The organism is Aureibacter tunicatorum, assembly GCF_036492635.1.
Taxonomy (GTDB): domain Bacteria; phylum Bacteroidota; class Bacteroidia; order Cytophagales; family Cyclobacteriaceae; genus Aureibacter; species Aureibacter tunicatorum.
On record NZ_AP025306.1, the window covers coordinates 304,033 to 318,714 of the forward strand.

Annotated in this window: 7 protein-coding genes; all 7 read right to left on the reverse strand. The window is 38.7% G+C overall.

The window, feature by feature from the left end:
* Positions 1–361: 361 nt before the first annotated feature.
* The 7 genes from AABK36_RS21235 to AABK36_RS21265 all read right to left on the reverse strand — a co-directional run bounded on the left by AABK36_RS21235 (position 362) and on the right by AABK36_RS21265 (position 14,677).
* On the reverse strand, positions 362–2,164 hold the full coding sequence (locus AABK36_RS21235) for a 7TM diverse intracellular signaling domain-containing protein (RefSeq protein WP_309942191.1): 1,803 nt from the start codon (positions 2,162–2,164) through the stop codon (positions 362–364).
* A gap of 4 nt (positions 2,165–2,168) precedes the next feature.
* Complete coding sequence (locus AABK36_RS21240; RefSeq protein WP_309942188.1) at positions 2,169–3,791, reverse strand: sulfatase/phosphatase domain-containing protein; 1,623 nt, start codon at positions 3,789–3,791, stop codon at positions 2,169–2,171.
* A 191-nt stretch (positions 3,792–3,982) separates the two neighbouring features.
* A complete protein-coding gene (gene bglX / locus AABK36_RS21245) occupies positions 3,983–6,286 on the reverse strand; it encodes a beta-glucosidase BglX (protein WP_309942187.1) in 2,304 nt (767 codons plus the stop codon).
* A gap of 84 nt (positions 6,287–6,370) precedes the next feature.
* Entirely contained in the window at positions 6,371–8,506 is a 2,136-nt protein-coding gene (locus AABK36_RS21250) for a glycoside hydrolase family 97 protein (RefSeq protein WP_309942184.1), read from the reverse strand.
* 99 nt (positions 8,507–8,605) lie between these two features.
* Complete coding sequence (locus AABK36_RS21255) at positions 8,606–10,411, reverse strand: family 43 glycosylhydrolase (RefSeq protein ID WP_309942181.1); 1,806 nt, start codon at positions 10,409–10,411, stop codon at positions 8,606–8,608.
* A gap of 185 nt (positions 10,412–10,596) precedes the next feature.
* The gene (bglX, locus tag AABK36_RS21260; protein WP_309942179.1) at positions 10,597–12,897 is read right to left on the reverse strand and encodes a beta-glucosidase BglX; all 2,301 of its coding nucleotides are present in this window, start codon (positions 12,895–12,897) and stop codon (positions 10,597–10,599) included.
* 319 nt (positions 12,898–13,216) lie between these two features.
* Positions 13,217–14,677 carry a RagB/SusD family nutrient uptake outer membrane protein gene (locus tag AABK36_RS21265; RefSeq protein WP_309942176.1) on the reverse strand — a complete coding sequence of 487 codons (1,461 nt, stop codon included), beginning with the start codon at positions 14,675–14,677 and terminating at the stop codon, positions 13,217–13,219.
* Positions 14,678–14,682 lie beyond the last annotated feature (5 nt).

Genomic DNA, 14,682 nt, shown 5'->3' on the forward strand with positions numbered 1-14,682 from the left:
TCTGTTATTTTTTCAGAGATAGCTGATAAAATAGATATGAAGATAAAAGCTTCTTCAATGGAAAGACAAATTCAAGATTTTTGCAGAAGTTAAGATTTGATTATCAAGGAGTTGATTTATTTATTCATCATGAAAGATTAGCGCTTAGTATTGACCGTAATGAATGGGACTATGGGAAAAATCAAGTCATTATCCTTTGTGTTATAGTTTGTGTCGGTGAAACAGGAGTCCTTATATTGTAATATACTGAAATGATATTGCACTTTTGCAAGGGTGGTAGATTGATTAATAAGAGTTTGATTCGCTCTGTTGCTATTTTTTATTTGAACAGCATAGAGCAATTGAATTTTTTAAGAAGTGCTTAAATGCTGATGTCTAGTTGAAGAGATTTATTTTCATTGATCTTTTTCTTGAATAGACTGACTGTCGCAGGCCTTAATGAAAGCAACAGAGCTAACTCTCCTTGTTTGATTTTTTTATTGGACGATAAGACATAGTATAAATAAAAAGCTTTTTGAATTTCAAACTTCACTCCATGGAAAGGGGTGTTGGCTGTGATGTTTTCAATATATCCGCACTTAGTGCATCGTCTTGAAAACTTCTTTGTGCCGGGTTTGTAGTCTTGGCTATTGCATTTGGAGCATGTGAAGCCTTTGCTCCATTTAAATTTCTCTAAATATCGCCAGCAAGTAATTTCGTCATTGAAGATATCTACAAATTCATCATAAGAGATTTCTTTGCGAGTGAAACGATTGTTTTTTTCTATGCTCAGATCCTTTTTAAGCTTGTAGTTTTTAGAATCCAAAGCCGAGTTCATCTTGTTGATTTGAGTCATTTGATCAGCCAGCTTTAAATTCAGCTCAGCTAATTCCTTATTTTTTTCTTCTATTTCATTCGTTCGTTCCACAACTTTCTTTTCCAGCATTTTATTCACGCTATTCATTAGATCTATATGCTTTTTCTTTTCGTTCATCGCCGATTTTAAAGCTTTTTCTTTGTCATCTCTAAGCATTGACAATTGATCTTTGATAGCGAAAGAAAGAAAAATTGCTTGCAATAAGAAGGCTATTTGAAATATTCGATCTGAAATGAAAGAAAGGTTGATTATGCTAAAATAGAATAAAGACTCAATGAACAATGCTGGTATCAATATGCCTCCAGAGGCCAGTATAAAGCTCATTGGCTTGAATTTTTTATATTGCATATAGCCAATGATCATTATTGTATAACAAGTATATATTACATTGAGTAATATTAGGTCTACACCAAACTTGGGGTCCAGCAAGAAAAGCACAAGGAGTATTATTCTAGCGTAAATAGCTAGAAATATCCATTTATGAATGCTTTGCATATTTGAACTGTTTCCGATAATTCTTAGGATAAAGAATAAGCCGCAAATGGAAAATAGAGCATTGGACAGTTCTCTCATGATTTTGTTTAATCCGGGATAGTTGGACCAAAACACTTGAAAACCAATACCATCATTGATTAAAAACAGCAGAACTCCTGAAATTAAAAAAACAGAGTAGGCGGAGTATCTCATGTCTTTTATTGAAAACGAGTAGAGCAGATTATATATCGAGAATAACAATATGAACCCATAGAATAAGCCGAAAGAAAAATATTCAATGGTAGAAACTCTTATGAGTTCATTGATGGATTTGATTGATATGCGCAAGTCGATATTATGTTCAGGAATAATCTTGAAATAATAGACTTGCTGATCATTGGTATGCTGTATGTTATAGCTGAAGTTTCTATGTTTTATACTTCTATTCTGGAAGGGGTATTTTGTTCCGGCAACTTCATAATTAAACCCTCCGTAGCTTCTTGGAAGATAAGCTTCGATATGTTCGATAGAAGGATCGTTGAATTGCAATATCCATTCTTTGCTTTCAGTCAATATATGAACTGGTATTCTAATCCAATAGACTGTATTTGCTTTGATCGTGCTTAAATAGCTTGAGTGGTTTACTTTGAATTTTCCTTCAGAGAAAAGCTTTTCAACATCGCTGATTTTCAAAGTGTCAGCATCAGATTCAAGGTATGATACCTTGGACAAGTTGAAGTTCTCTTTGGCAAAATTCTGATCCAATACTATCGTTTGAGCGAAAGAAGTCGCTATGCCTAGCCATATGAATAAAATGAATAAAAGTCTTTTCATACATTTATTTTTTCATGTCATCACGAGTAAGCTTGATCGCTGGATGTGGCGGACTAGGGCCTTCTTTTATATTGATTTTTTCATTTAGGTCTTCAATGTCGGAATGATCATCATATTCATCTTTTAGGCTATATAGCGATTTCTTTAAGTTTGAAATAGTGTTCGAATATTGCTCAGAGCCGATTAAATTATTTTGCTCTTTTGGATCTTTCGTCAAATCATAGAATTCCCAGTATTGAGGTTCTTGATAAAAATGAATGAGCTTGAACTCTTCAGTCCTAATGCCGTAGTGTTTTCTGACATTATGAAAGCTTGGATGTTCATGATAATGAAAGTAAATGCCTTTTGATGATTTTTCTTTTCTAAGGCTTGAGTCAAAAAGCTGCTCCATGAAACTCTCACCTTGTATAATTCTTCTAGATTTGAGCCCTAAAAGATCCAATATCGTAGGGTACAAGTCGATGTTTTGAATGGTTCCTTCCGATGTCCCTGGTACAATTTTATTTTTATAGTATATTAACAATGGCACGCGCATTACTTGGTCATACATGAATCGTTTGTCAAACCATCCATTGTCCCCAAGAAAAGTCCCTTGGTCAGCAGTGAATATGACAAGCGTATTGTCTTCAAGGTCATTAGCTTTAAGGAAATTCATGATTTTTCCAACGCTTTCATCGATTGATAATACTGTGCTGGCATAGTCTCTCATGAACCTTTGATATTTAGCAATAGCCAGATCCTTGGAGTTTTTTACAGTATCAAGCATTTGTTTATTCTTATTATTATACGCTAGAAACCATATAGAATCTTCAGGTTCGCTCATGGCTTCAAACCCATGCAAAGGCCAAGGGTCGTATGCCCAGCTGTTGTCAGTTGTAAATTTGAGATCATGTCCTTCGTATAAATCATTGTATATGGACATGTCAGCTTCTTTTGCGGCATCTTTATTAGAACTGAAACTTGCTTCGTAATTTACAGGAAGAGGAAATGTTATACTGTCATATGCGTTTAAGTGCTTTATGGCTGGCATCCAGTTTCTATGACTTGCTCTATGGTTTATTTTGATAAAAAATGGAGATTTGGAATCAACAGCGTTTTTTATCCATTCAAGGGATTTGTCAGTGATCAAATCAGTGATATAGCCAGAGCTGGATTTGAATTTTCTATTTTCAATAAAACTAGGATTGTAATATGAAGCATCTTTGGTGATTATTTCCCAATGATTAAAACCGCTGGGCTCGGCATTTAAAACCCAATCGCCTATAATAGCGGTATTGTAACCATTTTCTCTCAATCTATGAGGCAATAATTTTTGATTTCTGTCAAATAACTCTTCATGATATTTCAGTCCATGGACATGTGGGTACAAGCCTGTTAAAACCGAAGCCCTATTGGGGCCTCCTACGCCTGTGACTGTGAAAAAGTTGTTGAATTTTAAGCTTCTTCGTGAGAGGCTGTCTAAATTATTTGTTTTTAAAAAACTTGAAAATTCATGTTCGTAAATATTACTGGATCTTAAGCCAAAGTCTGTAGCTGTAATAATGATTATATTAGGATGCTCAGTTTTCTCTTGGCAAGAACTAATTAGAATTATAGTAAGCAATATGTGAAAAATGAATCTTCTCATAAAGTAAAAAGTACTCTTTGATAATTTGATTTAAAATGTGTTTTTGAATTAAAACTCAAAAAGATTTTGCCAATCATTTGAGATATAAAATTAGCTAATTTTGACTTTAAAACATATGTTTATTGCTAATTATGTATTTGTTTGAGAGGTGAAAAAAGAACTAACTTTTTCTTTTTTCACCTTTTTGATTATTATTGCAATAATTCGAACATGGCTGAATTCTTATTGTCTCTGGAGTCTTTTCCTATCCAGATTTTGAACATGCCAGGCTCTGCAATCCATTCATTCTTCAAACTGAGCATCTTCAAGTCATTTTCTCCAATTGTGAATTTTACGTTTTTCGTTTCTCCTCTTTTGAGAGTGATTTTCTCAAATCCTTTAAGCTCTCTGATCGGGCGAGTAACTGAAGCTGAAATATCTTGAATGTACAGTTGAACGATTTCCTCTCCATCAAATTCGCCAGAGTTTGTAATGTCTATGCTAGCGATTAATTGCTCTTCTTTTTTGATAGATTCAGAACTTATTTCCAAGTTATTATATTCAAAATGCGTGTATGAAAGCCCGTGCCCAAAAGGGTATAACGGCCAAATGTTGGTGTCAATAAAAGATGAGCGGTAATCCTGCGGGTCATTTTCATCCCAAGGTCTGCCGGTATTTTTTGTATTGTAGTAGATTGGGCACTGTCCTACATTTCTTGGAAAGCTCATAGTTAATTTAGCTGAAGGATTGTAATCTCCTGAGATAACATCCGCAACAGCATGTCCAGCCATTGTTCCGGGGTACCAAGCTTCTAAAATCGCGTCAACATGCTCATCTTCCCAAGACAAGTCCAGTGGTCGACCATTAAACAATACCAATACAATGGGTTTATTTAATTTCTTTAACTCTTTGAGCAATTCTCTTTGAGGCTCTGGCAAAGTAATGTTGGTTCTCGAAGCGGCTTCTCCAGACCAGTTGAAGTCTTCGCCCATTGCTGCGTAAATAACATCACTTTTTCTAGCTGCGTCAATAGCTTCTTTGAAACCATTTTTTCCATTTTCTCCAAGTAAATCGCAACCCTTAGCATAATTAAATGTCACTTTCGTGTTTTTATACCTTTCTGTCATCCCCTCGAAGAAAGTTACGCTTTCATTTCTGTCGCCCTGAATTGCCCATTCTCCATTCAAGCTTTCGCGTTCTTTCACCATTGGTCCAATCAGTGCTATTGATTGTTTTTTATTTTCATCTAATGGCAAAAGATCTTTGTCATTCTTAAGCAGAACCAAGGATTTTTGAGCGTTTAATCTAGCTTCTTTCATGTGTTCAGGATGTCCAACCCATTTTTTTTCCCTGTTTTCATCTATGTATTTGTATGGGTCGTCAAATAAGCCCAGCATGAATTTTAATTCAAGTATGCGAGCTGTTGCTTGGTTTATTTGCCTGACAGTAATCTTGCCTTCTTCATATAGCTGTTTAACGTGTTGCACATAGGCGGCTCCTGTCATATCCATATCAATGCCGGCATCCAATGTTTTATATGCCGCTTCTTTTAAATCCTTAGCATAGCCATGATCGATCATTTCATTGATAGCCGTGTAATCCGTCACAACCATTCCTCTGAAATCCCACTCGTCTCTTAGCACATCAGTGTATAAATATTTGCTTCCAGTGCATGGAACTCCTGAAATTTCATTAAATGCTGTCATGAATGTGGCTACGCCAGCATCAATAGCGGCTTGAAATGGAGGGAAATATATTTCTCTTAATGTGCGATCGGAGACATCGACAGTATGATAATCCCTGCCTGCCTCGGCAGCTCCATATGCGGCGAAGTGCTTGGCGCATGCGATCATCGTAAATTCATCAGCGAAATCCGTGTAATCTTCAATGCCTTGAAAGCCTTTGACACGGGCTTTGGCAACAAGGCTGCCAAGGTAAGGATCTTCTCCTGCGCCTTCGATAACACGTCCCCATCTTGCGTCTCTTGAGATATCGACCATAGGAGCGAATGTCCAGCTAATGCCTGCCGAAGTTGCTTCTTTGGCTGCAATTCTCGCGCTTTTTTCCATTAACTCCAAGTCCCATGAGCAAGCTTCTGCGAGTGGGATAGGGAATGTGGTTCTGTAGCCATGAATGACATCGCCAGCGAAGAGCAAAGGTATTTTCAGCCTTGAATGCTCCAAAGCTTGATCTTGCATTTTGCGGAGCCCGCTGGCTCCCCAGACATTAAACATGGATCCAACCCAGCCCTTTTCCAGATACTGCTTGAACTCGTCGCCAATTTCAGGTCCTGTAGGTGTGCCATGTCCCGAAAACTGGGTCATCTGCCCGATTTTTTCTTCAAGAGTCATCAAGGCCAGCACTGAGTCCACTTTGTATTCTATCTTTTGATCTTGGCTATAGCTTTTCCAACCACTTGAAATAGCAGATGATTGCTTGTTGTCTGAGGAGCAGCTAGCAAAAAATATAGTTGCAGCGGATATGTATATCGCTTTTTTTAGATCGATCTTAAACATAAGAATATATTTTAAAAGAAAAATTGATGAAAGAGGATGAATACTCCGCTCATAAGTGGCGAAGCATTCATGTCGCATGAAAAATCAGAGTTTTTTAAGTCCTTTGAGTTCGCTAGGATCATCACTGCTTAGGATGCTGATAGCATATCCTCCGCCGGGAGCGCATATTTTCTTAAGTTTCGACTTACTGTTGACTTTGAATTTTTTGATTTCGTAGGCTTTGGAATTGGTTTTGTAGTGAGCGTCTTTTTTATCAGAATAAATCGTGGCAATATATTCTTTCCCAGGGCTTAGAAAGTCAAAAGATATAGAAGATGTTCTTTTTTCTTCATCATTTGTTCTGCCAACAAACCAATTGTCTTTGCCTTTTTCCTTGCGAGCATATGTAATGAAGTCTCCTGGCTCGGCTTCCAGAACTCGTGTTTCATCCCAATCCAGAGCTACGTCTTTGATGAATTGGAAAGCGTCCATGTATTTCTCATACGTTTCAGGAAAGTCGGCGGCCATTTGAAGAGGGCTGTACATGGTTACATAAAGGGCTAATTGTCTAGCCAATGTTCCATGAACAATAGACGGATTGTCTGGATTGTATTGGCTTATATCGTTTTCGAAAATGCCGGGAGTAAAGTCCATGGGACCGCCTATCAATCTTGTAAAAGGCAAAATTGTTGTATGATCCACATTCAATCCGCCAAAGGATTCAAACTCCATTCCTCTTGCTGATTCATTTCCAATCAAGTTAGGGTAAGTACGACACAGGCCTGTAGGTCTCACAGCTTCATGCGCATTGACCATGACCTTGTAGTCAGCAGCTTTTTTCACAGCGTACAAATAATGGTTTACTATGGATTGGCTATAATGATGTTCTCCTCTAGGAATGATATTGCCCACATATCCGCTTTTCACCGAGTTGTAGCCATAATCATTCATTAATTGATATGCTTGATCCATGTGTCTTTCATAGTTGATGGTAGAACCTGAAGTTTCATGATGCATCATTAATCGAACGCCTTTGGAATGCGCATATTCGTTTAGAGCTTTGAGGTCGAAATCAGGGTATGGAGTCAAAAAATCGAATACATAATCTTTGGACTTGTCGAACCAATCCTCCCAACCTTCATTCCATCCTTCAACTAAAATTTGATCTATGCCATGCTCTGCGGCAAAGTCGATGTATTTTCTTACATTTTCATTTGTTGCTCCGTGTTTCCCATTTGGGGTTTTATTAGAAAAATCAGTTTCACCCAACTTTACAGACTCCAAGTCTGTGTATGACCAAGTTGACTTGCCGGTGATCATTTCCCACCATACTCCGATATATTTAACTGGCTTGATCCAAGAGACATCTTCATACTCGCATGGATCATTCAGGTTTAAGGTCATATTAGACAAAAGAACGTCGCCAGCTTTGTCGCTTACGATAACTGTGCGCCAAGGACTTTGAAATGGTGTTTGAAGATACCCTTTGTCCCCGATAGCATCAGGAGTAAGATGAGATTCAAAAATCATATTTTTGTCGTCAAGCTCCAAATGCATGCAAGAATAATCGATAAGAGCGGCTTCATGAATGTTTATGTAAAGTCCTTCATCGGACTTCATCATTAGAGCAGTTTGCACCCCGGTAGGAGAGAACACTTTTTGTGAAGCATTATGTTGTATGCTGCTGTCCATCTTGTCTCTGATTTCCGACATTTTAGAAGTTACATACTTGTATTCTTGCGTGTCATAATCTCCAGGAATCCAGAAAGTTTTATGATCTCCAGTCATTGCAAACTGAGTTTTTTCCTCTTTTACCACAAAGTGATTAAGGTTCTTTTGCTCAGGGAATTCATATCTGAAACCTAAGCCGTCATCGAATACCCGAAAACGAATAGCCAATAGCCTATCGGTGTTTTGTTGATTTAGCGTGACTAAGAGTTCGTTATAATGGTTTCTGATTTCTTTTGATTCACCCCATACAGGTTCCCAAGTGTCATCATTGGATGCGTATTTTTCATCTATGATTTCAAATTTGTCGAGCAAGTCGTCTAGTTCTTTAAGTTCAAAGCCTAATTTACTTTCTTTGACGACTTCTTGTTGCTTATAGTCGAGTGTATAATATGGTATTCCATCTTTAAGCATAAAGTTCATGATGATTTCTCCATTGGGAGATTTTAATTCTTGAGCTTTAGCTGAGAATAAAGAACACATAAGTATTAGAATAGCAGATAATCTATGCATATTATTGAGTGTCTTTTATTAGAAATTATTAAAATCAGATCAAGGCGTACCAATTTTGTTTGAGATTCACAGTCGCCTTGACCTTTTGCTTTTCAGCATTTAATCCATTTTAAATACTGAAGTAGGCTTTGATATGCCATTCTCATTGAATGCTTCGATCGTAACATAGTATGTTTGATCCCTGTCGAAGCAACGCATAATAAGCTCAGTGTCTTCATATACCAGCCATGAGTTGTATAGTTTGTCAGGCGCAATACCCCAACGAATATTGTAACCTTGAGCGCCTTTAACTTCGTCCCATGTTAAATTTGCGTCGCGTCTGTCTTCTTGCCTGTCTACTGTGAATTGCTTGACTACTTTTGGCTTGCTACCAGATCCAACTCCAAATACTCTTAGGTCGGATAGGCTGAAGTGCGGTGTTGGAGCGTGGATATGATTGTAACGGACATATCGTGCATTTACTGGATTTTCAAGTTGGACATAATCATTAGGCACATCCGTGAAACTGTTGCTTTTGTCGATGATCGTTGTCCAGTTGGTTTTATCATTGGATACTTCCATAGTGTACCTGTGATAATATCCTTCTTGGCGGGTATAAATATTTGATTTATAATCATGGTAATTTATTTGAATCGCATAAATGTCGGAACTGCTTCCCAAGTCGATTTCCACCCATTGTAGATCATCATTTTCCTCTGCAACCCAATATGTTTTCGCATTTTCATCCGTCAATACTGAAGCATTGTAATATCCGTCAGCATTTTTTTCGGCTTTGATTTCCTTGTAAACAGGGTCATAGTTCACCTTGTCAATGCTGCTAAGTCTTTGTTGCACTTTCGAAGTGGAAACAATAGCAGGCTTGTTGTATGACAGTAGCATCCACCCAGTAGGTTCTCCCATTTTATTATCAGCAGTTGGGGCGTATCTAGGATAATCCCCATAATGCGTGTTGGTGTACATCAAGCCATCTTCGTCAAAATAGGTTGGAAACATGCAGAGTCTTCTTTCCCATCTGCTGTTTGCTGAAAGCGCCATGGATGCGAAATGCCAATATTGGCCTCTTTGGTCAAGCAAAGTCGAACCGTGACCTGCTCCATTCATGAATCCGCCGGGCTTGTAGCTCATTGGGTTGCTAGGCATGTACTCCCAAGGCCCTTCAGGAGTCTCTCCGATATAGACACCATCACCGTAAACATTGAACTCAGTGCCTGGCGCTCCGTATTGCATATAGTATTTGCCATTATGCTTGGTAACCCATGGTCCTTCCATGAAGCCATTTTCAATTTCTGGATGAAGATGATTCTCACCAAACCTTTCCCATCCGTGAGCTTCAATATCTAAATTTAAAACATCGAACGATTCACCTATTTGCAAGAATCTATCTTCTTTGTCCAGTTTTTTCCCTTTGATGGGCAGAACGTTTGAAGAACCCCAATACCAGTATGTTTGGCCATCATCGTCTATGAAAATCGCAGCGTCTTGAGTTTCATGTGTAATGGAGGCAGTTCCTTTCCAATCTCCTTTTTTTGGATCATCTGTATATAGAATGCTTCCATTCCCTGAAGGATTTCCAGCAACTAGAAGCACTGAATCTTGCAGATTCCAAGCTGTCGGAGCGTTTGAGCCTTGAAAGTACCATGATTGAGGTTTGATAAAATCCCAATTCAGCAAGTCCTTGGAATGCCAATATCCATGCGAGCGTGTCACGAACATGTAGTATTCCCCTCTGAACTCAACAACTGTTGGATCTGCTCCTGATCGATAGGATAGATTTTCAGGAGAATCGAAAATCATGTAAGAGTAATCAATATTAAGAGGGTTGCAATATGTGTTCCTGGTATCTTGAGCCTTTGCTGATATCAATAAACAGGCACAGAGACCCAAAAGCATTATTTTCTTTATCATAACGTAAAAAATTATATTGTCCAAATAGGAGTTTTATTGCTTATCACGACTTAGTTTTATTGTAAGATAAATCCTCCCTTATAGCTCTCTCTAAAGGGAGACAATGTGGTATAAAACCAACTCGTGATAATTTTTTTAACATGGTTTCAAGCCAAAAACGCTTAGAAACCATGATGTTTGATTATTTAAAAGTTATATGGAACTTCATTAGAATCAGTAAGCTTGAATGAGGTTTCCAGTACTTCCTGAGAGTTTGTACCTACAAACAATTGGAAATCACCAGCTTCGTAGCCCCAGCTGTAATCCAATCTTGTGAAGGCTAGGTCTGAAGGTTTGATTTGGAAATTCACGGTTTTAGTTTTTCCGCTTTCAATTGCAATTTTTTCAAAGCCTTTTAGTTCTTTGATTGGTCTAGTGACACTGCCAACAAGGTCTCTGACATATAATTGAACAACTTCTTCTCCATCCATCTTGCCGGTATTGCTTACATTAACACTAATATTCAAGACATCATCAGCTCCAATTTCAGTTTTGTCAATTTTAAGGTCTGAGTATTCAAATGTTGTATAGCTTAGACCAAAGCCAAATGGGAATAGAGGATCATTGGAGCTATCTTGATAGCGAGTCGTGAAATGATCTTCAGGATTGAATGGTCTTCCTGTGTTTTTTGTGTTGTAGAATATTGGCACTTGGCCTAATGATCGAGGGAAAGTCGTCGTCAGTTTTCCGGAAGGATTGTAATCACCAAAGACCACATCTGCGATTGCATTTCCTGCCTCGCTGCCTAAATGCCACACTTCCAGAATCGCAGGAATGTTTTCAGCTTCCCATTCTATTGCCAACGGACGTCCATTATGCAAAAGCAAAACTGTAGGCTTGTTGAGTTTCATGACTTCTTTGATCAACTCTTTTTGAATGGCCGGCAATTCAATGCTTACTCTACTTGCAGCTTCGCCGGACATGTCTTGTCTTTCTCCCATGGCCAGCAAGACAACATCGGATTTTTTAGCGGCTTCAATAGCTTCTTTGAATCCAGATTTATCCATTTTTTCAAAATCACAACCTTGGCTGAAGTTAACTTTCACATTAGGTTGGTTTTGCTCTATTCCTTTCAGTATAGTGGTTACAGTTTCAGGGGTTCCTGCAGTATGCCAAGCTCCAAGTTGATCATATTGATTATCGGCTAATGGACCTATAAGAGCAACGGATTTAGTGTTTTTACTCAGTGGAAGAATATCATTTTCATTTTTTAACAATACCATGGATTTTTGAGCGATGTCTCTCGCCGCTTCAAAATGGCTAGGATGTTTCAGAACTTCTTTAGTTCGTTCCATATCACAATATCTGTATGGATCTTCGAAAAGACCTAATCGGTATTTCATTTCAAGTATGCGTCGGCAAGCTTCATCGACCAATGATTCATTCACTTTGCCTTCTTTAACTGATTCCAGAAGATAGTTTTTATAGATATCGGATTGCATATCCATGTCTACTCCCGCATTCATAGCTACTTCGCCTGCTTCTTTCTTGTCTGCCACATTGCCGTGATGAGTCATTTCATAAATAGATGTGTAATCAGTTACTACAAAACCGTCGAATGCCCATTCGTTTTTGAGTATGTCGGTCAAAAGACGCTTGTCGCCGGTCGCCGGAACTCCATCAATTTCATTGAAAGCTGTCATCAAGGTTGCCACACCGGCGTCAACCGCTGCTTTGAATGGTGGGAGGTACATGTCTCTTAATGCTCTTTCGGGCACATCAGTAGTATTGTAGTCACGTCCGGCTTGAGCGGCTCCATAGGCTGCGAAGTGTTTCACGCAAGCAGCAACAGTGAATGGGTCGCTTAGATCATCTCCTTGAAAACCTTCTACTTGAGCTTTGGCTACTTGAATCCCTAAGTAAGGATCTTCTCCAGCTCCTTCAGCGATTCGGCCCCATCTAGGATCTCTGGCGATATCCACCATAGGCGCATATGTCCAACTCAATCCATCAGCGGCAGCTTCTTTGGCTGTAATTTTAGCCATGGTTTTGAATGCTTCCATATCCCAAGAGGTTGACATAGCCAGCGGCGTGGGAAAAGTTGTGCTGTATCCATGGATGGCGTCAAAACCAAACATCATTGGAATACCTAATCGAGAGTTTTCCACTACAGCTTTTTGAATTCTATAAATAAAATCGGAAGTTCTCGCGTTGAGAAAAGCGCCGATTTTTCCTTCTTTGGCATCGTCGACATAGTCGTATTCAGATACAGGGCCAGTGACATTCCAATAGCTTGCCACCAATACTGTCTGGCCGATTTTTTCTTCCAATGTCATTTTTGACATTAAGTCATTGATGAAAGCATCCATTTCTTTTTGGTTGCCCCATGCGTTAAGTTTTTTATTATTTGCCGTTTGCTCTTGGATTGTTTCATTGGAAGGTTTTTGAGCTGTTGAGATAAAGGAACAAGACACGCAAGCTCCGCTCACAGCAAACGCTAAAAGCATATGCTTTAGTTTGTTTATTCTTTTTTTATTTAAAACAACCATAGACAAAGTGTGTTAGATGATGAAAAAAATATAATTTATTATTTGTAGGTAGGCGATGCTCTTTGATCTTACATAAGAGATTTAAAAAGAACAAAGCCTACACAATACTGAGCATTACTGTTATTGAATATTCTTTTAAAACATCAAATTTTTGGGGGAATTGATGCATGTTAAAAGTTAACTTCGCTTTTAGGCGATTTTAATTCTATAAAAGCAATAGCTCTAAAGTATTCTCTGCGAAATGAATCGCAGAGAATTTAGGGAAAAGGGTTGGGGATTAATACCCCGGATTTTGAGTCAGGACGCCACCGCTTAAGCGAATCTGCTCATTAGGTATTGGAAAAATCTCGTGAACTCCTTGTCTGAAGTTGTCTTTTCCTACAGCTCTTAATACTTCCGCAGCCCTGCCTTGTCGCACAATGTCAAAGAACCTGTCATGCTCGAATGCCATTTCAAGTCTTCTTTCTTTCCAGATGTCCTCAAGAGTAGGGGAGTGAGGCAGGGGATCTAATCCTGCTCTTTTTCTTAAGTCATTGATTGGCGTCAGTACATCTCCTCCTGCATGATAGCTAGCTTCAGCACTCATTAGCAATACTTCTCCATATCTGAAGATTCTCAAGTTTTTATTCGATTCCCAGTTGTTGCCATCATAAGATTCTTGAGTTCTTGAAAAGTAAGCTTTCATATTATAATATTTATTAGGGACATCGGTATTGACTACCTCTCCATCCCAAAGTGTTTGTCCTGGGAAAATAATAGTCCCTTCTACTCGCAAATCTCCGTCTTCATAGGTGCTTACAAGATCTTCAGATGGTGTATTGAATCCCCATCCGAATTGATTTCTCACGCCTTGGCTCTCCGAATATCCTTCGATACCAATGGATGGCGTTGTTGTTCTGGCTTGAAACTCAAAGATAGACTCTTCGTTATTTTGGCCAATTTCTCTCCAGATATGCGAATAATCATTGGTTAGAGAATATCCCATGCCCATAACCTCATCTGTGTATTGCTTTACTTTTGCCCAATCTTGCTCATACATAGCTACTTTAGCCAAGAATGTAACAGCGGCTCCTTTAGTTGCTCTTCCGAGATTTGCTGAAGGTATGCTGCCTTTAGTGAATAGTTTTTCCTTTGCGTAAGCAAGATCGTCTTTGATAAGCTCGTAGATTTCTTCTTTAGTTACTCGAGTTCTTCCGATTTCCACATGGTTCGGATCGGCTGGGTCCGGCACAAAGTCTATCTTCGGAACGCCTCCAAAGCATCTAACTAAGTTCCAGTAATAGTAGGCTCTTAGAAAACGAGCTTCCGCGATTAGATTCTCTTGGTATTCCAAGTCAATATCTGAAGCGTTTTCACACATTTCAATAGCTCGGTTGGCTCTGCTGATTCCTTGATAATTGCCCACCCAAATATCATTGAAAGCGGGGGTCTCGGCATTGAACATGAAGTCATCCAAATGATGCTTGTCTGTCCCTGTATCGCCAGGATCAGATCCTTTGTCGGCATCATCCGAGGTGATAGAACTGACTCCGATCCATGAAAAGGAATGAACATCCCAAGCCAATGCCTGATTGTAGACGGCTATGACAGAAGCTTCGGCTGATTTAGCGTCAGGATCCGATGGTGTAACTTCACCTTCGGGATCAACATCCAAAAATGAACTGCAACTTGCAAATACTAGAATAAATGTTGAGAAAAGAGCAGTTCGTAAAATAAAATTATTCTTAAAAATATTCATATCTT